The sequence below is a fragment of the Methylobacterium sp. Leaf108 genome (genome assembly GCF_001423265.1).
Taxonomy (GTDB): Bacteria; Pseudomonadota; Alphaproteobacteria; order Rhizobiales; family Beijerinckiaceae; genus Methylobacterium.
The window spans coordinates 736,260-756,297 of sequence record NZ_LMND01000001.1 but is presented as its reverse complement, the minus strand read 5'-3'; the positions used below and the strand labels follow the sequence as shown (position 1 = coordinate 756,297).

At 71.1% G+C, this 20,038-nt stretch carries 18 protein-coding genes and 1 pseudogene; 11 read left to right on the top strand and 8 right to left on the bottom strand.

Annotation, left to right across the window (positions count from 1 at the left end):
• The first annotated feature begins 213 nt into the window (after positions 1 to 213).
• Entirely contained in the window at positions 214 to 660 is a 447-nt protein-coding gene (locus ASF39_RS03550) for a DMT family transporter (RefSeq protein ID WP_055880631.1), read from the top strand.
• A gap of 12 nt (positions 661 to 672) precedes the next feature.
• Here ASF39_RS03550 and ASF39_RS03545 read toward each other — a convergent pair whose 3' ends face one another.
• Both ASF39_RS03545 and ASF39_RS03540 read right to left on the bottom strand, forming a co-directional pair.
• A complete protein-coding gene (locus ASF39_RS03545; RefSeq protein ID WP_055880635.1) occupies positions 673 to 2,073 on the bottom strand; it encodes an amidase in 1,401 nt (466 codons plus the stop codon).
• A gap of 11 nt (positions 2,074 to 2,084) precedes the next feature.
• On the bottom strand, positions 2,085 to 3,743 hold the full coding sequence (locus ASF39_RS03540) for an ABC transporter substrate-binding protein (protein WP_082494317.1): 1,659 nt from the start codon (positions 3,741 to 3,743) through the stop codon (positions 2,085 to 2,087).
• Positions 3,744 to 4,096: 353 nt separating this feature from the next.
• On the opposite strand from ASF39_RS03540, the gene ASF39_RS03535 reads away from it, so the two are divergent.
• Both ASF39_RS03535 and ASF39_RS03530 read left to right on the top strand, forming a co-directional pair.
• Entirely contained in the window at positions 4,097 to 4,396 is a 300-nt protein-coding gene (locus tag ASF39_RS03535) for a NepR family anti-sigma factor (RefSeq protein WP_156648297.1), read from the top strand.
• Positions 4,396 to 4,965, top strand: a complete 570-nt coding sequence (locus tag ASF39_RS03530; protein WP_055881292.1) for a sigma-70 family RNA polymerase sigma factor — start codon at positions 4,396 to 4,398, stop codon at positions 4,963 to 4,965. Before ASF39_RS03535 ends, ASF39_RS03530 begins: the two co-directional genes overlap by 1 nt.
• Here the strand turns inward: ASF39_RS03530 and ada are convergent.
• The 5 genes and pseudogenes from ada to ASF39_RS03505 form a co-directional block, all read right to left on the bottom strand.
• Positions 4,943 to 6,052 (bottom strand): bifunctional DNA-binding transcriptional regulator/O6-methylguanine-DNA methyltransferase Ada, encoded by a 1,110-nt coding sequence (gene ada / locus ASF39_RS03525; RefSeq protein ID WP_056281038.1) that lies wholly within the window; start codon positions 6,050 to 6,052, stop codon positions 4,943 to 4,945. The two genes, ASF39_RS03530 and ada, sit on opposite strands and share 23 nt — an antisense overlap.
• A gap of 109 nt (positions 6,053 to 6,161) precedes the next feature.
• On the bottom strand, positions 6,162 to 8,564 hold the full coding sequence (locus tag ASF39_RS03520; RefSeq protein WP_056281037.1) for an EAL domain-containing protein: 2,403 nt from the start codon (positions 8,562 to 8,564) through the stop codon (positions 6,162 to 6,164).
• Positions 8,561 to 10,036 carry a cytochrome P450 gene (locus tag ASF39_RS03515; protein ID WP_082494316.1) on the bottom strand — a complete coding sequence of 492 codons (1,476 nt, stop codon included), beginning with the start codon at positions 10,034 to 10,036 and terminating at the stop codon, positions 8,561 to 8,563. The genes ASF39_RS03520 and ASF39_RS03515 overlap by 4 nt, the downstream gene beginning before the upstream one ends.
• Before the next feature lie 123 nt (positions 10,037 to 10,159).
• Complete coding sequence (locus ASF39_RS03510; RefSeq protein ID WP_055881299.1) at positions 10,160 to 10,735, bottom strand: PilZ domain-containing protein; 576 nt, start codon at positions 10,733 to 10,735, stop codon at positions 10,160 to 10,162.
• A 240-nt stretch (positions 10,736 to 10,975) separates the two neighbouring features.
• Positions 10,976 to 12,797 (bottom strand): annotated as a pseudogene (locus tag ASF39_RS03505) (sigma 54-interacting transcriptional regulator).
• 297 nt (positions 12,798 to 13,094) lie between these two features.
• On the opposite strand from ASF39_RS03505, the gene ASF39_RS03500 reads away from it, so the two are divergent.
• From ASF39_RS03500 to ASF39_RS03470, 8 genes are all read left to right on the top strand, one after another.
• The gene (locus ASF39_RS03500) at positions 13,095 to 14,453 is read left to right on the top strand and encodes a CmpA/NrtA family ABC transporter substrate-binding protein (RefSeq protein ID WP_056281035.1); all 1,359 of its coding nucleotides are present in this window, start codon (positions 13,095 to 13,097) and stop codon (positions 14,451 to 14,453) included.
• Between the two features lie 174 nt (positions 14,454 to 14,627).
• Entirely contained in the window at positions 14,628 to 15,470 is an 843-nt protein-coding gene (gene ntrB / locus ASF39_RS03495) for a nitrate ABC transporter permease (RefSeq protein WP_055880648.1), read from the top strand.
• Positions 15,471 to 15,534: 64 nt separating this feature from the next.
• Positions 15,535 to 16,422: an ABC transporter ATP-binding protein gene (locus ASF39_RS03490; protein WP_244472258.1), complete on the top strand. Its 888-nt coding sequence runs from the start codon at positions 15,535 to 15,537 to the stop codon at positions 16,420 to 16,422.
• A gap of 162 nt (positions 16,423 to 16,584) precedes the next feature.
• The gene (gene cynS / locus ASF39_RS03485) at positions 16,585 to 17,073 is read left to right on the top strand and encodes a cyanase (RefSeq protein WP_055880655.1); all 489 of its coding nucleotides are present in this window, start codon (positions 16,585 to 16,587) and stop codon (positions 17,071 to 17,073) included.
• Positions 17,074 to 17,177: 104 nt separating this feature from the next.
• Positions 17,178 to 17,354, top strand: a complete 177-nt coding sequence (locus tag ASF39_RS21715) for a hypothetical protein (RefSeq protein WP_165700232.1) — start codon at positions 17,178 to 17,180, stop codon at positions 17,352 to 17,354.
• A gap of 194 nt (positions 17,355 to 17,548) precedes the next feature.
• Positions 17,549 to 17,947: a DoxX family protein gene (locus ASF39_RS03480; RefSeq protein ID WP_056281033.1), complete on the top strand. Its 399-nt coding sequence runs from the start codon at positions 17,549 to 17,551 to the stop codon at positions 17,945 to 17,947.
• Positions 17,948 to 17,988: 41 nt separating this feature from the next.
• Entirely contained in the window at positions 17,989 to 18,393 is a 405-nt protein-coding gene (locus ASF39_RS03475; RefSeq protein WP_056281031.1) for a lysozyme inhibitor LprI family protein, read from the top strand.
• A gap of 113 nt (positions 18,394 to 18,506) precedes the next feature.
• Positions 18,507 to 19,208 carry a YggS family pyridoxal phosphate-dependent enzyme gene (locus tag ASF39_RS03470; RefSeq protein ID WP_055880663.1) on the top strand — a complete coding sequence of 234 codons (702 nt, stop codon included), beginning with the start codon at positions 18,507 to 18,509 and terminating at the stop codon, positions 19,206 to 19,208.
• Positions 19,209 to 19,212: 4 nt separating this feature from the next.
• Here the strand turns inward: ASF39_RS03470 and ASF39_RS03465 are convergent, their stop codons facing one another.
• Positions 19,213 to 20,028 carry an ABC transporter permease gene (locus ASF39_RS03465; protein WP_055880668.1) on the bottom strand — a complete coding sequence of 272 codons (816 nt, stop codon included), beginning with the start codon at positions 20,026 to 20,028 and terminating at the stop codon, positions 19,213 to 19,215.
• Positions 20,029 to 20,038 lie beyond the last annotated feature (10 nt).

Below are 20,038 nucleotides of genomic sequence, written 5' to 3'. Positions count from 1 at the left end.
GAAACAGGTGAGGCTGTGCTCGTCCCGTGAGCGCGTCACGCCCTGGCGGCGGCCTTCCCGGTCGCGAGAAGGCCGGTACAGTCAGGCTGAGGCCGCGCGCTTAAGATCCGGTTCTTCGGGTTTCGGCGGCTGCGGGCATTTGACGGCCCGGCGGCCGGGTGGTTGTCAAAGACTCTCGGCGACGCGGCGTCGCCCAACGGGGTCCACCGGCCGATGCTCCACATCCTCGTCCCCTCGGCGCTCGCGGTACTGGCGGGTGCCAGCATCGTCGTGCAGCAGGCCTTGAACACCAACCTGCGCACCGCCCTGACCTCGGCGGCGTGGTCAGGCGTCGTGAGCTATCTCGTCGGGCTCGGATGCATGGCGCTCCTGGCCGTCGCGCTGCGTGATCCGGTTCCGTCGGCGAGCGTGGCGGCGCGCATCCCGTGGTGGGCCTGGAGCGGGGGGCTGTTCGGCGCGATCTTCGTCGGCCTCGGCATCCAGCTCGTGCCGGTGCTCGGGGCCGCGACCTTCATGGCGCTACTGGTCGCCGGCCAGATGTTCGCCGCCATGGCCGTCGACCACGTCGGCCTGCTCGGCGTGCCGCAACGGCCGGTGGACCTCTCCCGCCTCCTCGGCGGGGCGCTGCTCATCGGCGGCGTCGTGCTGATCCGCCGGTAGACGACGTCCGCTTCACAATCCCGGCGGCATCCGCAGGTGCCAGTCGGTGGCCGCCTGCAGCGCCTGGCCGATGCGCAGGGCCATGGCCTCGTCGTAGGGCTTGCACACGATCTGGAGCGAGAGCGGCAGCCCGGCCGGGGTGGCGCCGTTGGGCAGCGCCAGGGCGCAGAGTTCGAGGAGGTTGCCGAAGCGGGTGAAGCGCGAGGGCATCCTGTCCTGGTCGAGGCCGTCGAGCGGCACCGCCGGCTCCTCCGTGGTCGGGGTCAGCACGGCGTCGAGGTCGGCCATCGCGGTCGCCATCTGGCGCTTCATGGCGGCCTGGGTCTGGCGGGCGAGGAGGTAGTCGTGGGCCGAGATGCCGGCCCCGCCGAGGATGCGCTTGCGCACCGCCGGGTCGAGGGGGCTGTCGGGGTCCTCGGCGAGCCGCCCGTTCACGAAATGCGCCTCCGCCAGATGGATGGTGGAGGCGCTCATCAGGTCGGCGAGGCGGAAGGGGAGCGCGACCTCGACGATCTCGGCGCCGAGATCGGCGAGGGTGTCGAGGGAGCGGTCGTAGGCCGCCAGCATCTCGGCTGTGACGCCGATGCGCTCGGACGCCGGCATCCGGCCCAGCCGCAGGCCGCGCACGCCCCGGTGCAGGCTCGCCATCGGATCGGCCGGCAGGATGCCGCGGGTGTTGGGATCGCGCGGGTCCGGCCCCTGCAGCACGTCGTAGAGCAGGGCGACATCGGCGACGCTGCGGGCCATCGGCCCCGGCGTGTCGAGGGTGGCGCTGAGCGGCACGATCCCGGCCGCGCTGATGCGCCCGGTGGTGACCTTGAGCCCGGTCAGCCCGCAGAACGAGGCCGGCATCCGGATCGAGCCGCCGGTGTCGGTGCCGATCGCCCAGGGTGCCATGCGCGCGGCCACCGCCACGGCCGAGCCGCTGCTCGACCCGCCCGGCGTGCGCGCCCGCGTCAGGTCCCACGGGTTCCAGGGCGTGCCCATGCGGGCGTTGGTGCCCCAGCCGCCGAAGGCGAACTCGACGGTGTGGGTCTTGCCCAGCACGATCATGCCCTGGCCGATCATCCGGCGCACGATGGTGGCCGTCGACGTAGCGCGCCGGTCGGGGAAGGCGAGCGAACCGCCGGTGGTGATGCGCCCCTCGACGTCGACGAGGTCTTTCAGCGCCACCGGCACGCCGTGCAGCGGCCCGACCGCATGGCCCGAACGGATCGCCCGATCGGCCCCTTCTGCGGCCAGCCGCGCATCGGCCCCGTAGACCTCGACGAAGGCCCTCAGGCGCGGATCGAGCCGAGCGATGCGACCGAGCATCGCCTCGACCGCCTCCACCGGGGAGAGTTTTTTCGACGCGATGCGGTCGGCCAGGACGTGGGCCGGCAACAGGCTCGGATCGGTGACGGTCTCGCTCATGAGCGGTGTTCCTACTGGACGCTGACGCGGGTGAGGTCCACGAACCAGGATTGCGGCGAGACGAAGCCTTTCACCTTGGGCGACATCGCCCGCGGGTTGAGGTCGTGGACCACGAACAGCCAGGGCGGATCGTCGACAAGGCGCTCGTGGGCGGCCCGCGTCGCGGTGGCGATCTCGGCGGGGTCGGCGGATTCCGACAGGGTCTTGAGGGCGGCGTCGAAGGCCGCGTCGGACCAATGCTCGAAGTTGAAGCCCTTGGGTGGGATGTTGGCGGACGAGAAGTAGCGCGCCATCACCGAGGGGTCCGACGAGGGCGAGCTGACGTTGAGCGCCATGGCGCCCTGGAGCGAGGGCGCATCGGGGCTCGATCGCAGCGACGAGAACAGCACCTGCCATTCCGAGACGATGAAGCTCACCGCGACGCCGCAGGCTTGGCTGAGGTTCTCCTGCAAAAACTCGTTCATCGGCAGGGGCTGCATCTGCCCCGAACCGGAGGTGGAGATCATCACCTTGAAGGCGAGAGGCTTGCCCACGCCGTAGCCGGCGGCGGCCAGCAGCGCCCTGCCCTTGTCCGGGTCGAAGCGGTAGCGGTTGGCGGGCGCGCCGAAGTTCGGGTCGCTCGCCTTGAGCCAGCCCACCGCCGGCTCGGCGGTGCCGCCGAGGAAGTTCGTCATGCCCTCGCGGTCGATGCAGTAGTTGAGGGCCTGGCGCACCCGCACGTCCTTCAGCGGGCTGGCGGCCGCGCCGATGTTGTAGAACCACGGCCATACGTGCGGGTAGGAGCCGGTGGTGATGGTGAAGCCGGCCTGTTTGAGCGAGGCGATACCGTCGGGCGCCGGGGCCTCGATCCAATCGACCTGGCCGGCGCGCAGGGCCGCGATGCGGGCGTTGGCCTCGGGGATCGGCGAGAGCCGGATCGTGTCGACCTTGGCCACCCGCTCCCTGTCCCAATAGCCGTCGTTGCGGGCGAGCACGACCGATTCGCGCGGCGCCACCCGCGTGATCCGGAACGGCCCGGTGCCGGCCGCCGGCAGCATCGCCACCTTGGCCCAGTCCCGGCCCGCTTTCTCGTAGGAGGCCGGCGAGGTGAACAGCACGTAGGCGGTCATGAACGGGAAGTAGGAGGCCACCACCGAAGAGGTGATCGAGACGGTGTGGTCGTCGATCCGGGCGTAGCTCTCCAGGAGCGAGGCGCGGGCGCGGGTGATGCCGGCGCCCTGCAGTTCGTACTGCGGGCTGTCGGCCTTGAAGAAGCGGTCGAGGTTCCAGATCACCGCATCGGCGTCGAACGGCGTGCCGTCGTGGAAGGTGACGCCCCGGCGCAGGTGGAAGATCCAGGTCTTCTTGTCGGTGGCCGATTGCTCCCAGCGTTCGGCGAGGCCCGGCCTGAGGCCGGCCGGCCCGTCGGTGCGGGTCAGATCCCACAGCACCAGGCTCTCGAACACCGGATAGCCGAGGAAGCGCATCCCCTCGAAGCCGTTGTTGGGCATGCCGGTGGTGGTGGGGATGTCGGCCGCCGTCATGGCGATGCGCAAGACGCCCTCCCCCCACGCCGGCCCGGCCGCCATCAGGGCGCTTGCCGCCACAGCGGCGGCGAGCCGGCGCGGGAGACGGGACCGCGGGCTGGCGTCGTGGCGGCGGGACGCGCGCGGCAGCCGGGATAGCGTCATCGGGCATGGTCTCCATGGGCCGGGTCGAAGGCCACCGAACGCCGGGTCGCGCGCGGGCTCAGACACGCATCGGGGTGCCCGCGGCAGAATGCAAACGCGGTGCCGTGTATGCACGGCGAGGGTGGTGGCAAGGGTTGCCGGGGCTCCTGCCAAGCTCGTTCTCAAGCTTCCTCAAGGACTTGAGCTTGGCCGGAACGACGAGGCCCGCCTTAAGGTAGAATGAATGCATTCTTCAGAACGCATTAAACGCCACCTCACTAGCGCAGGCTCCAGAGAACGGTCGCTCCCGATTTTCGCCTTGGCGCCCGCCTTCGGGCGGGCCCGGGGCTCCGACCGTCGAGGACCCGAGAGCCATGATACAGGATCAGGCCGCGCCATCGGCCGCCGATGCCCCGAACGGGGCACCCCCTACCGTCACCGATGCCCCGAACGGGGCACCCCTTACCGCCACGGTGATCCGGTTGGTGCCCAAGGGCGCACGGCCGGCGCGGGACCAGGGACCGATCGACGCCGAGGCCCGGCATCGGATCGGGCGCAACCTCAAGCTCCTCTATGCCGACGTCCTGACCCAGCCGTTGCCGGAGCGTTTCGAGACCCTGCTCGCCGACCTCTCCGCCTCGAGCGGCATCGTAACCCCGCGGGAGACGTCATGATGGTGGCCTCACCCCAGCCGATCGGCACCCCGAGCGGCGCCGATGCCGAGATGCGCGACATGCTGATCGGCTCGATCCCGGCCTTGAGGGCGTTCGCCTACACCCTCACCTACGACCTCGACCGCAGCGACGACCTCGTGCAGGACACGCTCGTGCGGGCCTGGACCAAGGCGGACAGCTTCCAGCGCGGCACCAACCTCACCGCCTGGCTGTTCACCATCCTGCGCAACCTGTTCTATTCCGAGCAGCGCAAGCGCAAGCGCGAGGTCGAGGATGCCGACGGCGTCCATGCCGCGCGCCTCACGAGCCTGCCCGAGCAGGAGGTCCGCCTCGAACTGCGCGAGTTCCACAGCGCGCTGGACGCCCTGCCCCTGAGCCAGCGCGAGGCGCTGGTGCTGGTGGGCGCCCAGAGCTTCACCTACGAGGAGGCCGCCGCGATCTGCGGGGTGGCGGTGGGCACCGTCAAGAGCCGGGTCAGCCGCGCCCGCGGCCGCCTGATCCAGGATCTCGGCATGGCCGGCAGCGACGACATCGGCGCCGACGGCGTCACCCGCGCGGCGATGGGATGATGCGCATCGGGTCAGGACCCTCCGCGACCGCCCCCTCGCGGGCGAGAAGCGCGCGCTTGCGGTCGATGCCCCAGCGGTAGCCCGACAGGGTGCCGTCGCCGCGCACGACCCGGTGGCAGGGGATCGCCACGGCGATGGCGTTGGCGCCGCAGGCCATGCCCACCGCCCGCGAGGCGCCCGGCTGCCCGATGGCGGCGGCGATCTCGGCATAGGTGGCCGTCCGGCCCGCCGGGATCCGGCGCAGGGCCGCCCATACCCGCTGCTGGAAGGCGGTGCCGCCGATGTCGAGCGGCAGGTCCGCCCCGAGGGCGGGGGCCTCCACGAGGCCGACCACCCGCGCCACCAGGGTCTCGAACGCCGGGTCGCCCCCGACGAGGTCGGCCCGGCCGAACCGGTCCTGGAGATCGCGCAGGAGCACGTCGGGGTCGTCGCCGAGGAGGACGGCGCAGACGCCCACCTCGGTGGCCGCCACCAGGATCGCCCCGAGGCTGCAGGCGCCGAGCGCGAAGCGAATGCGCGTGCCGGCCCCGCCGCCGCGGTAGCGCGAGGGCGCCATGCCCAGCCGCCCCTTCGCCTCGGCATAGAAGGCACTCGCCGCGCCGTAGCCGGCGGCATGGACCGCCTGCGTGATCGTGCCGGCATCTGGCAACGCCCCCGCGACCCGCCGGGCCCGCACCGCGGCGCCGTAGGCGCGCGGCGTCACGCCGGTCGCGGCCTTGAACACCCGGTGGAAGTGGAAGCGGCTCATGCCGGCGTCCCGCGCCAGGGCGTCGAGGTCGGGCGGTTCCTCGGCGGCCTCGATCCGCCGGCAGGCCCGCGTCACCGCGACGGCATGGCGCTCGGTGAGGCTCTCGCCGTCCGGCCGGCAGCGCAGGCAGGGGCGAAACCCCGCCGCACGCGCCTCGGCCGCATCCGCATGGAAGCTGACGCGGTCGCGGCGCGGCCGCCGGGCGGGACAGCTCGGGCGGCAGAAGACGCCGGTGCTGCGAACCCCGTAGACGAACGTCCCGTCGGCGGCGGCGTCGCGCGCCAGGAGCGCCTGCCAGCGTGCCGTATCCTGTCCTATCGTATCCTGCGCCCCCGTCATCGCCCGTCCTCCCGGCGTGCCGGTCGGGCACCCCGCGACGATCCTATGGGGCAGGCCGCGGGCGGGCGCATCCCGATCCTTGCGGTCGAACCGCCCGCGAAAGGCCCGGTCAGGCCGAGAGCCGGGCGTGGGCGTCCTCGATCTCCCGCCCGGGCTCGCGTGCCTGGACGGGGAAGATCGCGTGGAACCGCATCGGCAGCATCTCGAGGAGCAGGGGCACCTCGCCGGCCGGTCGCGCCGGGCTGAACAGGAACCCCTGGATGTCGTCGCACCGGCGGGCCTGCAGCATGATCGCCTGCTCGACGCTCTCGACGCCCTCCGCCGTGACCCTGATCGACAGCTTGCGCGCCAGCGTCAGGATCGCCTCGATGATCGCCAGGCACTCGTGGCGGGTGTTCATGTCCTTGATGAACGAGCGGTCGATCTTGATCTTGTCGACGGGGAACCGGATCAGGTAGCTCAGGCTCGAATAGCCGGTGCCGAAGTCGTCGAGGGCGATGCGGACTCCCAGCGCCCGCAGTTCGCGCAGGTTCGAGGCGATCGCCGCGTTCATCTCGAAGAAGATCGATTCGGTGATCTCCAGTTCGAGCCGACGCGGGTCGAGGCCGCTGGCCGAGAGGGCGTCGACCACGTCCTGCAGAAGGTCCGAATGGCGGAAGTGGGACGGTGAGATGTTCACCGCGATCCGGGTGGCCGCCGGCCAGCGGACGGCCTCGGCGCAGGCCCGGCCCAGCACCCAGCGCCCGATGGCCGAGATCAGGCCGCAGGCCTCGGCCACCGGCACGAAGTCGGCCGGGGAGATGACGCCGCGGGCCGGCGTGCTCCAGCGCAGGAGCGCCTCGAAGGAATCGACGCGGCCGGTGCGCAGGTTCACCAGGGGCTGGTAGTGGAGGTCGAGTTCGCCCTGGGCGATGGCGGCCTTGAGGTCGGTCTCGAGGTCCCGGCGGGTGCGCATCGCCCGCTCCAGGGTCGGCTCGAACATCGAGACCCGGCCCTTTCCGCTCGACTTGGCGTGGTAGAGGGCGAGGTCGGCCTTGCCCATCAGGCTCTCGGGCTCCACCGCATCGCGCGGTGTCATGCCGATGCCGACGCTGGCGCCGATCTCGACCTGGATCCCGTCGATGACATAGGGCGCGCTGACGATGGCGATCAGCCGTTCGGCCAGGCCCACGGCCGCGTCGTCGGTGATCCGCCGGTGGAGGATGGCGAACTCGTCGCCGCCCAGGCGCGCCACGAGCTCGCCGGTGTCCACGGCGGTGCGCAGGCGGCGCGCCACCTGCTGCAGCAGGCGGTCTCCGATGTTGTGGCCGAAGGTGTCGTTGACGATCTTGAAGCCGTCGAGGTCCATGTACAGCAGGGCGCAGGGCTCGTTCACCCGCCCGGCCCGCTCGCATTCGGCCCCCGCCTGCAGCCCGAACAGGGCGCGGTTGGCGAGGCAGGTGAGGGAATCGTAGCTGGCGAGATAGGCGATCCGGTCCTCCGAACGCCGGGTCGCCGTGATGTCGGAGCCGACCCCGCGGACCCCCACGAAGCTGCCGTCGCGGTCGTAGGTGGGTTTTCCGCTCAGGCGCCACCAGCGCGGCCCGTCGGGCCCGGGGATCTCGACGACATGGTCGCGGAAGGCGGTGGCGCTGCGGGTCAGCGCGATCAGTTCGCGGCCGCCGTCGCCCAGGGGCGCGTCCGGCCGGCCCGAGCGCAGCAGCCGGTCGAACGGCGCGTGCAGGAGGTCGGCCATGGCGATGCCCGAGACCTCGGCCATGCGCTCGGAGACGTGCTGCAGGGTCCCGGCCGCGTCCGTCTCCCATAGCCAGTCGCTGGTGTTGGCCTCGAACTCGTGGAGCAGCAGCCCGATCGTCTCGTTCTGGTGGAAGACGCGCACCCGGTCGAGGATGCGCTCGGTGGAGAGCCGGGTCATGCGCCGCACGCTGGCGAGGACGAAGGCGGCGTAGATCGCCAGGAGCACCGCCAGGAGGAACGAGGCCTGCTCGCCGGTCAGGACCAGGGCCAGGAAGCTCCCGACCACCAGGGGCACGCAGAAGCAGATCGCCAGGTGGGGAATGCCGTTGAGCACGAAGGCGGTGGCGATGAGCCCGGCGGTGATCGCCACCACGAGCATGCGGTGGTCGACCCCCGAGGGGCCGAACAGCACGAACGGCATCGTGCTCCAGGCGAGGCCGAGGCCCAGGATGAGGATGCGCACCGCCTTCGTCCGCACGCCGAGGCCGGGCAGCCAGGCCTGCCTGTGGCGGCCGACCCAGCCGATCGCCGGCAGCAGCCCGGAGAAGATCGTCACCGCCGCGACCAGGCTGACGAGGTAGCGGTGCGAGGCCACGTCCCAGAAGAAGGTCATCACCGCCACGGCGACGACGACGTGGGTGATGGCAAGGTGCGAGGCGAGATCGATGGTCTCGGCCAACTGCCCGGCCATCGTCTCCTCGCGGTAGCGCGCCGGAACCGCCTCCGCCGCGTCGGGCAGGCGCGGCAGCGGGATCGGAAAGAGCGTGCCGGTCATGGGGCGAGCCGCCGTGGGACCACCCGCAGCGGCATCCCGCCGTGGGGCCGCAGGGTGACCTTGAACCGGGCCTGCGGCCGGGGCCCGGCCGCCGCCTCGAACCGGAAGTGCGGCAGGAGGCCGGCCAGGATCACGCTGCATTCGGCCAGCGCGAAGCCCATGCCGATGCACACCCGCGGTCCGGCCCCGAACGGGAGGTAGCCGTAGCGGTCGCGCTGGACGCCCGGCGCGAACCGGTCCGGATCGAAGGCCTCGGGGTCGCCCCAGAGCGCGCGGTGGCGGTGGATCGCATAGACCGGGATGTGGACCGAGGCCCCGGCCGGGATGGTGGCGCCCCCGAGGCGGATCTCCTGCGCGGCCTGGCGCACCACCATGGGGGCGGGCGGATAGAGGCGCATCGCCTCCATGACGACCTGGCGGGCGTAGGGGAGGTCGTCGGGGGAGGCCGCCGGTCCGGCCGCCGCGATCTCGGCGCGCAGGCGTCCCTCGATCCGCGGGTGTTCGGCGAGCAGGCGAAAGATCCAGGCCATCGCCAGGGCCGTGGTCTCGTGCCCGGCGGCGATGAAGGTGAGGAGGTTGTCGGTCAGCGCCTGGTCGGACATGCCGGCGGCGCCGTGGTGCCCGGGACCGGTCCTGCCGTGACCGCTCTCGGTCTCGATCTTGCCCATGCCCGCGGTGCGATGCGGGCAGCCCGTCGCCGCCTCGGGGTCGCGGGCCTGCATCATCAGGCCGAGGAGGTCGTCGCCCGGCTCGGCGCTGGCCCGGCGCCGGGCCACGACGTCGGCGATGCCGGCGCGCAAGGTCGCGGCCGCCCGGGCGGCCTTGCCCGCGCCGGGATGCGGCATCCAGGCGGGCGCGCCCAGCATCGACAGGCCGATGCGCCAGCCGACGCTGTCGAGGTAGGTGGTCAGCGACGTCCCGAAGGCCGCCACGTCGAGACTCGGCTCCTTGGGCAGCATGGTGCTGCCAATGATGTCGAAGGTGGTGCGCATCATCTCGTCGAGGACGTCGCGGGTGCCGGCACCCTGCGCGTCCCACCGCTCGGCCGTACGCGCCACGGCCTCCCGCATCGACGGCACCAGGGCCGCGATGGCATCGGGCCGGAACACCGGCGCCACCGTCCGGCGCTGGTCGCGCCAGCGAGCGCCGTCGGAGGTTAGGATGCCGCGGCCCAGCATCGGCGACAGGGCCGCGATCATGAAGTCCTCGCGCACCAGCGCCTCGGCCCGATCGACCATCAGGGCCCTGATCAGGGCGGGATCGCAGACGAAGAACGTCCGGCGGCCGAACCGGGCGACCTCGACGAGGCCGTCCTCGTAGACCTCGGCGGGCCAGGATTCGATCATGTTGCGTACGATCCGGCGCAGCAGCACCGGAGAAGCCAACGCCGCCGTCAGCGCGGACCAAGCGGTCGGGGACGACCAGCGGGTCGGTCCGTCCTCCGAAAAGCCTGGCGTACTGGCGATCTGCATCGGTCATCCTGGGTCGTTACCGACGGACGCTAGAGATGCTGTGTTGACGGACCGTGAACTCTGGATCGTATCGCTCCGAGACCTTGGTGCGGGCCCTTCATCACGGCCTGGAACGGCCGTGTCTCACAGCACCACCTCCGGGCCGACCCGACCGTCGGCCAGCGGGGACAGGAACGCGGCGCCGATGCCGTTGTCGAAGGCGCGGGCGACCTTGGCCGGGGTGTTGCCGATCATGATCAGGGTGCCGACGGCGAGGGGCCGGTCGAGGGAGACCGCGGCCCCGGACACCGAGATGTTGAGCACCCGGCCCGGGATCGTCGCCCCCAGCGCGGTGGTGACCACCACCTCCTGCTCGCGCGGCACGATCCGCGGCGCGGCGCGCTCGGCGGGCGGACGGGCATTCTGCTCGTTGGCGAGGGAAACGAGGTTCCGGGCCACCAGCCGGAGGGGATATTCGGCGCGCAGGACGCGCACCGCGAAGCGGTGCTTCTCCGCGCGGATCACCCGCGTCTCGATGGAGCCGGCATGCCGGATGCTGCAGGTCAGGCGCTCGCCGACCGCGGGCACCGTGGCGGACTTGAACCGGATCCCGAACCCGGTGACGTCGTCGGTGACGGCATAGAAATCAGGCCTCGCCTTGCCCCAGCACAGGGCCGGCAACACGAGCTTGACCCGGGTCATGGCACGTCGCTCGATCATCGAGGCTCCCGCGAAGACGAACGACGGTCTACAGCGCGAGACGTTCGCGCCGGCCTTCGCCGATCGCGACATTTGTCTGCACCTCACGGTTGGGCGCTGCGGTCGAGCGGTCTTGTCCATGACCAAGGCCTGGACGGCGGCGATTCGGCTCGTGGACACATGAGACGCGTCCTCGATCCCACGCATGGGACCGGCCAGGGCGACGGTCTCGATGGTGCCGGTGTCGCGGGTCCTGGATCGTCACCGGCGGCGGATGCCCAGGACCTTGATCCGCGAGGCCAGGGTCGTCGGCTTGAGCCCCAGGATCTCGGCGGCGCCGCCGGTGCCGAAGATGCGGCCCTGGGCCAGCGCGAGGGCGGCCACGATGTCGGCGCGGGCCTTGGCGCGGCGGTCGGCCTCGGTGGCGGGGGCGGTGGGCTGCGGATCGAAGGCGACGGGGTGGACGGCGGCGGTCGCCTCCGGCTCGGGCAGGTCGAAGCGCAGGCGGCCGCGCACCGCCAGAATCGCGGCGCGCTCGATGATGTTCTCGAGTTCGCGCACGTTGCCCGGCCAGTCGTAGCGCGTCAGCCGGCGGACGTCCCCCTCGGTCAGGCGCAGCTCGGGGATGTTGAGCCGCTTGACCACGCCGCGCAGGAAGTGCTGGGCGATGAGGGGGATGTCCTCCGGGCGCTCGCGCAAGGGGACGGCGGCGATGGGAAAGACGTTGAGCCGGAAATAGAGGTCCTCGCGAAAGCGGCCGCGCTTCACCTCGGCCTTGAGGTCGCGGTTGGTGGCCGCCACCAGGCGCACGTCGACCGCCCGCGTGCGTTCCTCGCCGACGCGCTCGAACTGGCGCTCCTGCAGCACCCGCAGCAGCTTGCCCTGGAGGTCGAGGGGAATCTCGCCGACCTCGTCGAGGAACAGCGTGCCGCCGTCGGCCAGATCGAACCGCCCGACCCGGTCGCGCAGCGCCCCGGTGAAGGCGCCCCGGGCGTGCCCGAAGAACTCGCTCTCGAACAGTTCGCGCGGGATCGCGGCACAGTTCACGCGGATCAGCGGCCGGTCGCGGCGGCGGCTCGCCTCGTGGATGGCGCGGGCGATCAGCTCCTTGCCGGTGCCGGATTCGCCGGTCACCAGAACGGTGGCGTCGGTGCCGGCCACGAGGTCGATCTGGCGCAGGGTCGCCTCGATGGCCGGCGAGCGGCCGATGATGCCCTGGTGGTGGCCGCCCTCGCGGATCTCCTCGCGCAGGTAGGCGTTCTCGAGCTCCAGGCGCTCGCGCAGGGAATCGACCTCCGCCAGGGCCCTGCGCAGGCGCTCGTCGGCCTCGCGGCGCTGGCTGATGTCGCGGAACACGATGACGGCGCCGAGCAGGCGGCCGCGGTCGCGGATCGGCGTCGAGGTGTATTCCACGTGGAACGCCGACCCGTCCCGGCGCCAGAACACCTCGGTGTCGACCTGATGCACGGCGCCGTCGCGGAAGGCCGCGTAGATCGGGCAGTCGTGGTGGGGGTTAGTGGCAGCCGTCGGCGTGGCTGTGGTGGACGGTGGCATGCATGTCGCGCCCGACGAGGTCGCTGGCCTGCCAGCCCAGCATCCGCTCGGCGGCCGGGTTGATGAAGGTGGTGATCCCGTCGGCGTTGACGCCGTAGATGCCCTCGCCCGCCGCCCGCAGGATCAACTGGTTCTCGCGCTCGATGTCCGCGAAGATGCGCTCCATGCGCTGCCACTCGGTGAGGCCCGCGCGCATGTGCGCATCGGCCTGCGTATCGACGAGGCGGCGGCGGCGCTCGTCGAGGTCGAACAGGCTCACGAGGACGGTCTGGGGGTCTCCCGGCAGCAATGCGCCACTGTACTCCACATGGAGCCCGTGGCCCTCGGCGTGCCGGGGCGAGAGCGCATGGGTCCAGTCGCGCCCCCGCGCCTGGACGGCCTGGGTGAACACGATCAGCGTCGGAACCTGCTCGGGGTGGAGGGCGGTGACACGCATGGCGCGGAGTGTCGCGCGGTCGTAGCCCAGGAGCCGGGCCGCCGCCGGGTTGGCATCGCGGATGGCGTCGGCCACGGGGTCGAACACCAGCATCGCCTCGGGCGCACCCTCGAAGGCGGGGCCGAACGCGTCCCCTCCCCCTTGCGGGGAGGGGAGTCCCGCGACCGACGATGGATCGGAGGTGGCCATGCGAAACCTCGCCGTCGCTCCGGAGCCGCCTCACCCGAGCGACGAGACTTCGTAGCACGGACGACCAAAATTCGTAGACTACGAAACTTCGCATTCACGAAATGGCCGCTAAACCCCTCGAAGCCTTGACGAACCTCACCGGATCGCCGCTGGCACACCCTTTGCTGATCCCTCTCCATCACCCCGGGCGAGGCAAACGCGATGGCGCTGTTCGACGATCCGTTCAATGCGAGGCTGACGCTCAGGCAGCGCGGCTGCTCCTGCGGCGCCCATGCCAGCCAGGCCGAGCACGATGCGGCGCCGACGGGCGACGCGCAGATCGAGCGGGTGGTGGAGGGCGCGGTGATGCGCGCGCTGTTCCCCCACGACGCCCAGCGCCGGGCCTTCCTCAGGAGCGTCGGCGCGGCCACCGCGCTGGCCGCCGTCAGCCAGTTCTTCCCCGTGAAGTTCGCCGCCGAGGCCCTGGCCCAGGCCGGCACCCCGGAGAAGAAGGCGCTCAAGATCGGGTTCATCCCGATCACCTGCGCCACGCCGATCATCATGGCCTCGCCGATGGGGTTCTACGCCAAGCAGGGCCTCGAGGTGGAGGTCGTCAAGACGGCGGGCTGGGCGGTCATCCGCGACAAGACCCTGAACAAGGAATACGACGCCGCCCACATGCTGGCGCCGATGCCCATCGCCATCTCCCTGGGACTCGGCTCGACGCCCACCCCCTACACGATGCCGGCGGTGGAGAACGTCAACGGCCAGGCGATCACGCTCGCCATGAAGCACAAGGACCGGCGCGACCCCAAGGACTGGAAGGGCTTCAAGCTCGCGGTGCCGTTCGACTACTCGATGCACAACTACCTGCTGCGCTACTACCTGGCGGAGGCCGGCATCGACCCCGACGCCGACGTGCAGATCCGCAGCGTGCCGCCGCCGGACATGGTCGCCAACCTGCGCGCCGACAACATCGACGGCTTCCTGGCGCCCGATCCGGTCAACCAGCGGGCGGTCTACGACGGCGTCGGCTTCATCCACCTCCTCTCCAAGGAGATCTGGGACCGCCACCCCTGCTGCGCCTTCGCCGCCTCGCAGGACTTCGTGACCCAGACGCCCAACACCTACGCCGCGCTCCTGCGGGCGATCATCGAGGCGACGAGCTACGCGTCGAAGGCCGAGAACCGCAAGGAGATCGCCGCGGCGATCGCCCCGGCCAACTACCTCAACCAGCCGCTCACGGTGGTGGAGCAGGTCCTCACCGGCACCTACGCCGACGGCCTGGGCGGCGTGAAGAAGGTGGCCGACCGCGTCGATTTCGACCCCTTCCCGTGGCAGTCCTTCGCCGTGTGGATCATGACCCAGATGAAGCGCTGGGGTCAGATCAAGGGCGACGTCGACTACGACGGCGTCGCCAAGCGGGTGTTCCTGGCCACCGACGCGATCAAGCGCATGGAGCAGGACGGCGTCACCCCGCCGGCCTCCACCACCAAGACCTTCTCGGTGATGGGCAAGCCCTTCGATCCGGCCAAGCCGAAGGAATACCTGGAGTCCTTCGCGATCAAGCGGGCGCTCTGAGGCCCGCGCGCTCCCTCTCCCATGGGGAGAGGGCGGGGGTGAGGGCAGCGGACCCTCCGGAGGTGTCGCACACCTCACCCTGTCCCTCTCCTTCCAGGAGAGGGGACCCGCGCTCGAACACCCGATCTTCGTCAACCGGCCGGCGACGGCGTTCCATGCGGAGCCGACATCCCCATGCCCAGCCCCTCCCTCAACCTGCGCGCCGCGATCGTGTCGCTCGGCCTCCTCGCGCTGTTCCTGCTCGCCTGGCACATCGCGGTGAGCGGCCTGACCAAGACCGAGGCGATGGACCCGGAATACGCCGCGCTGATGGGGGCCTCGGCCACCACCGGCAAGTCGGCGATGCCCGGCCCGCTCGACGTCGCCGCCACGATCTGGGGCCACCTCAAGGACCCGTTCTACGACCGCGGGCCCAACGACAAGGGGCTCGGCATCCAGATCGCCTATTCGATCGGGCGGGTGGCGCTCGGCTACGGGCTGGCGGTGCTGGTGGCGATCCCGATCGGGTTCGTGATCGGGATGTCGCCGCTGATGAGCAAGGCGCTCGACCCCTACATCCAGCTCCTCAAGCCGGTCTCGCCCCTGGCCTGGATGCCGCTGGCGCTGTTCACGATCAAGGATTCGGGCCTGTCGGCGATCTTCGTGATCTTCATCTGCTCGCTCTGGCCGATGCTGATCAACACCGCCTTCGGGGTCTCGGGCACCCGCAAGGAATGGCTCAACGTCGCCCGCACCCTGGAGGTCGGGCCGCTGCGGCGGGCCTTCACGGTGATCCTGCCGGCGGCCGCCCCCACCATCCTCACCGGCATGCGCATCTCCATCGGCATCGCCTGGCTCGTCATCGTGGCGGCCGAGATGCTCGTGGGCGGCACCGGCATCGGCTACTTCGTCTGGAACGAGTGGAACAACCTCTCGATCACCAATGTGATCACCTCGATCCTGCTCATCGGCGTCGTCGGCATGGTCCTCGACCAGCTCCTTGCGAGGGCCCAGCGCCTCGTCACCTTCCCGGAATGAGGCGGCGATGAACGCGCTCACACCCTTCACTCCCGCCGCCTCCGACAGCCCGGAACCCGGCCGCATGTCCCCCTCCGAACGCTTCCTCTCCATCGAGGGCATCGCCCGGCGCTACCCGGCCCCCGGCGGCAAGGCGACCACCGTGTTCGAGAACCTGTGGCTGCCCATGCGCCGAGGCGAGTTCGTCTGCATGATCGGGCATTCGGGCTGCGGCAAGACCACGGTGCTCAACATCCTGGCCGGTCTCGAAGCCCCGAGCGAGGGCGTCGTCATCGCCGACGGCAAGGCGATCGAGGGGCCGAGCCTCGACCGGGCGGTGATCTTCCAGGGCCATGCCCTGCTGCCCTGGCGCAGCGTGCTCGGCAACGTCGCCTACGCGGTGTCGTCGCGCTGGCCCAAGGCCGGTCGCGCCGAGGTCGAGGCCCGGGCCGCCGAGGCCATCGCCACGGTGGGTCTGGCGGGCTCCGAGCACAAGCGCCCGGCCGAGCTCTCGGGGGGCATGAAGCAGCGGGTCGGCATCGCCCGGGCGCTCTCGATCGCGCCCAAGATGCTGCTCATGGACGAGCCGTTCTCGGCGCTCGACGCCCTCACCCGCGGCACCCTGCAGGACGAGGTCCGGCGCATCTGCCTCGAGACCGGCCAGACCGTGTTCATGATCACCCACGACGTCGACGAGTCGATCTATCTCGCCGACCGCATCGTGCTGATGACCAACGGTCCGCAGGCCAAGGTCGCCGAGATCGTCGAGAACCCGCTGCCCAAGGTCCGCTCGCGGACCGGGCTGCACCGCCAGCCCGGCTACTACGCCCTGCGCAACCACCTCATCGATTTCTTGGTCAGCCGCTCGAAGACCCTGCGCGACGAGAGCCCGCCCGGCTACGACCAGCGCCACCCGCCCGTCGTCCGGCTGACCCTGACCGAGGCCGACGAGGCCGCGGCGGCGCTCGGCTGAGCACGCCGAACCAAGCGCGGGTCCCCTCTCCTGGAAGGAGAGGGAGAGGGTGAGGTGTGCGACCTCGTCGGAGAACGCACTCCCCTCACCCCTGCCCTCTCCCCCTGGGAGAGGGAGACCCGCGCGACCCTGCTCCACCATCATGCAACCGGGAGACCCATCATGAAGCGCGAAGACCTCACCGAGAAGCTGCTCGACATCAAGCGCGAGAAGGGCTGGACCTGGAAGCACATCCAGGCCGAGATCGGCGGGATCTCGCCGATCCTCATCACCGCCGCCTGCATGGGCCAGATGAAGCTGCCCAAGGCCCAGGCGAAGAAGGCGGCCGAACTGTTCGGCCTCAGCCAGGCCGAGGAGCGGATGCTCAACGAGGCGCCCTATCGCGGCTCGATCCCGCAGATGCCGCCCACCGACCCGCTGATCTACCGCTTCTACGAGCTGGTGATGGTCTACGGCACCACCTGGAAGGAGCTGATCCAGGAGGATTTCGGTGACGGCATCATGTCGGCGATCGACTTCAACATGACCATGGAGCGCGAGCCCAACAACAAGGGCGACCGGGTCAAGATGAACCTCTCGGGCAAGTTCCTGCCCTACAAGTACTACGACAACGAGGACGGCGTGCCCGACTACGGCTTCAAGGAGCCGTAGCGTCCGGCCGCACGCAAGCCGCGGCGTTGGCACGATGATCGGCGCGCACTACCATCGCGCGCCGGAGAATACGGTCGTGGACGCCGCCGGGAGTGGAGGGGCCGATGTATGTCGACGATGGCTGGCGGCCGCCGCTCGAACCGCCGTCCCGCAAGCCCCGCATCACGAAGCGGCAGGAGCGGGTGCTGGTGTGGGTGCTGGCCTTGAACGCCCTGCTCCTGCTCGTCGCGCCGATCGGCGGGGCGACCATGGCCCACGCCCTGATGGCGCTGTTCCGGTAGGTCCGGGAGGACCACGCGGCGGTGGATGGTGCGGTGCGGCAGCGCCACCGAGGGTCGACGGCCGCGCCCGTTTCATGCTCGATGCGCGCCTGGGCCGGGACGCCGTTGAATCCGCCCGGGTCCTTGGTGTGTCGCCGGGTCCGATCGCAAGGCCGCAGGGCCGGTTTGCGGATCCTGCTTAGGGAGACGACCGCATGAACCTCGACGCCCTCTCGCTCACCTGGGCCCCGCGCCTGCTCAGCGTCCTTCGCATCATGACGGGGCTCCTGTTCCTTCAGCACGGCACCCAGAAGATCCTCGGGTTCCCGCCGAGCGAGCGCGGCATGCCCGCCCTGCTGTCGCTGTCGGGCACCGCCGGCCTCCTCGAACTGGTAGGCGGCGTGCTGATCGTGCTCGGCCTCTTCACCCGCCCGGTGGCCTTCATCCTCTCCGGGCAGATGGCGGTGGCCTATTTCCTGGCCCACGCGCAGCGCAGCTTCTATCCCATCCTCAACGGCGGCGAACTCGCGATCCTGTTCTGCTTCGTCATCCTCTACCTCGCCGCCGCCGGCCCCGGGCCGTGGAGCCTGGACGCGCAGCGCCGCCGGGTCTGAGGTCACCTGCGTTCGAACGAGGCCCCGCGGAGCCCGTCACCATGCGCCGTCTCGCCGTCCTTCTCGTCGCGCTCTGCCTCCCCGGCGTCGCCGTCGCGGCGACGGGGCCTTGCGCGGACCTCGAGGCGCAGCAGGACAGGAATGCCTGCATCGGCGCGGCGCTCGGCGAGGCCGACGCGGCCCTGAACCGGGCGTACCGGCAGCTCGGCGACCGGCTCGATGCCAACGGCAGGCGCAACCTCGTCGCCGCGCAGCGGGCCTGGATCGTGTTTCGCGACCGGGAATGCGAGCTGCGGTCCGGCTACGACACGCAAGACCCCGGCAACAACGGCACCCTGGCGCCGTTCCTGGTCGGCGACTGCAAGCGCGACCTCACGGGGCGGAGGACCGCGGATCTCCTCGACCAGCTGACGTGCCCCGGCGGCGACCCGTCCTGCACGCGATAGATCGGGGGCGCCTAATCCGCCCTCGGTCCGATACCGGGGAACGCCGCGCTTCGCGGGGTCTGTGGCGGATGCTACTGGCGCACGACGCTGCAAGATGATCCGTGAGAGCACCCATGGCCGAGACCCACCCCCCCACCGCCGACGTCGCCGCCGGGCTCGCCGCGACCCTGGAGGGCATCCGCCGCGCCGCCGGGGACCACGGGCGCGATCCGGCGACCGTCACCCTGGTCGCGGTCTCCAAGACCATCGCGGCGGAGGGCATCCTCACCGCCCTGGAGGCCGGGCAGCGGGTGTTCGGCGAGAACTACGTGCAGGAATCCAAGGCCAAGTGGCCGGCCCTGCGCGAACGCTTCCCCGACGTCGAACTGCACCTCGTCGGGCCTTTGCAATCCAACAAGGCCCGCGAGGCGGTGGAGCTGTTCGACGTCATCCACGGCCTCGACCGGCTGTCGCTGGCCGCGGCGCTGGCCAAGGAGATCGCCCGCGTCGGGCGTTCCCCGAAACTGCTCGTCCAGGTCAACACCGGCGACGAGCCGCAGAAGGGCGGCGTCTCGCCCGCGCAGGTCGACACGCTGCTGGCCGAGTGCCGCGACACCCACGGGCTGACGATCTCGGGCCTGATGTGCATTCCGCCCGCCGAGGACCCGCCCTCGGCGCATTTCGGGCTCCTGGCCGCCATCGCCGAGCGCCACGGCCTGCCCATGCTCTCGATGGGGATGAGCGCCGACTACGAGGCCGCGATCCAGATGGGCGCCACCCATGTGCGGGTGGGGACCGCGATCTTCGGGGCGCGGGTGCGGCCCGATCCGGCCTGAGCCGCTACATGATCTCGCGGGCGGTATCCTGCCAGCGGGTCAGGGGCCGGGTCAGGGCCACGAGGACGGCGTCGGCGAGCTTGCCCAGGATCGCGAAGGCGATGATCGCCGCCAGGATCTGGTCGGCCCGGCTGAACTGCTGCCCGTCCACGAGGAGGTAGCCGAGCCCCTCCGAGGCGCCCATCAGCTCGGCGGCCACCACGAACAGGAAGCCGAGCCCGAGGCCGGTGCGCAGGGCCACCAGGGTGGCCGGCAGCACGGCGGGCAGGAGGATGCGCCGGGCGAGCGCCGCCTTCGACAGGCGGAAGATGCGGCCGACCTCGATCAGCTTGCGGTCGACCGAGGCGATGGCCCCGGCCACCCCGATGTAGACCGGGAAGAACACCCCCACCGCGATCAGCACCACCTTGGGCGTCTCGAGGATGCCGAGCCACAGGATGAACAGCGGCACCCAGGCCAGCGAGGGCACCGCCCGCAGGGCCTGCAGGGTCGGATCGAGGAGGTGGCGGGCGAAGGGCAGCGTGCCGGTGAGCGCGCCCACCGCGATGCCGGCGGTGGCGCCCAGCACGAAGCCGAGGCCGACGCGGGTGAGGGTGGCGTTGACGTGCAGCCACAGGTCGCCCGAGACGGCCATCGCCTGGAGGGCGGCGACGATCCGGCTCGGCGGCGGCAGCAGCCGCCCCTGCGCCAGGCCGGCCCGCACCGCGAACTCCCAGCCGAGCGCCACCGCCAGCGGTAGCAGGAGCCCGAGGACGACCTGGCCGGCCGAGCCCCAGGAAACCTTCGGCCGTGGGGTGGCCGCGCTGCCGGACGAGGCCATGGGCGGACGC

Bases quoted from the DNA above. Each gene is read 5' to 3' on its own strand.
- ASF39_RS03480 (WP_056281033.1), top strand. From the start codon at position 17,549: ATGAACCTCGACGCCCTCTCGCTCACCTGGGCCCCGCGCCTGCTCAGC.
- ASF39_RS03550 (WP_055880631.1), top strand. From the start codon at position 214: ATGCTCCACATCCTCGTCCCCTCGGCGCTCGCGGTACTGGCGGGTGCC.
- ntrB (WP_055880648.1), top strand. From the start codon at position 14,628: ATGCCCAGCCCCTCCCTCAACCTGCGCGCCGCGATCGTGTCGCTCGGC.
- ASF39_RS03540 (WP_082494317.1), bottom strand. From the start codon at position 3,743: ATGACGCTATCCCGGCTGCCGCGCGCGTCCCGCCGCCACGACGCCAGC.
- ASF39_RS03465 (WP_055880668.1), bottom strand. From the start codon at position 20,028: ATGGCCTCGTCCGGCAGCGCGGCCACCCCACGGCCGAAGGTTTCCTGG.
- ASF39_RS03520 (WP_056281037.1), bottom strand. From the start codon at position 8,564: ATGACCGGCACGCTCTTTCCGATCCCGCTGCCGCGCCTGCCCGACGCG.
- ada (WP_056281038.1), bottom strand. From the start codon at position 6,052: ATGACGGGGGCGCAGGATACGATAGGACAGGATACGGCACGCTGGCAG.
- ASF39_RS03470 (WP_055880663.1), top strand. From the start codon at position 18,507: ATGGCCGAGACCCACCCCCCCACCGCCGACGTCGCCGCCGGGCTCGCC.
- ASF39_RS03530 (WP_055881292.1), top strand. From the start codon at position 4,396: ATGGTGGCCTCACCCCAGCCGATCGGCACCCCGAGCGGCGCCGATGCC.
- ASF39_RS03490 (WP_244472258.1), top strand. From the start codon at position 15,535: ATGTCCCCCTCCGAACGCTTCCTCTCCATCGAGGGCATCGCCCGGCGC.
- cynS (WP_055880655.1), top strand. From the start codon at position 16,585: ATGAAGCGCGAAGACCTCACCGAGAAGCTGCTCGACATCAAGCGCGAG.
- ASF39_RS03545 (WP_055880635.1), bottom strand. From the start codon at position 2,073: ATGAGCGAGACCGTCACCGATCCGAGCCTGTTGCCGGCCCACGTCCTG.
- ASF39_RS03535 (WP_156648297.1), top strand. From the start codon at position 4,097: ATGATACAGGATCAGGCCGCGCCATCGGCCGCCGATGCCCCGAACGGG.
- ASF39_RS03515 (WP_082494316.1), bottom strand. From the start codon at position 10,036: ATGCAGATCGCCAGTACGCCAGGCTTTTCGGAGGACGGACCGACCCGC.
- ASF39_RS03510 (WP_055881299.1), bottom strand. From the start codon at position 10,735: ATGATCGAGCGACGTGCCATGACCCGGGTCAAGCTCGTGTTGCCGGCC.
- ASF39_RS03500 (WP_056281035.1), top strand. From the start codon at position 13,095: ATGGCGCTGTTCGACGATCCGTTCAATGCGAGGCTGACGCTCAGGCAG.
- ASF39_RS21715 (WP_165700232.1), top strand. From the start codon at position 17,178: ATGTATGTCGACGATGGCTGGCGGCCGCCGCTCGAACCGCCGTCCCGC.
- ASF39_RS03475 (WP_056281031.1), top strand. From the start codon at position 17,989: ATGCGCCGTCTCGCCGTCCTTCTCGTCGCGCTCTGCCTCCCCGGCGTC.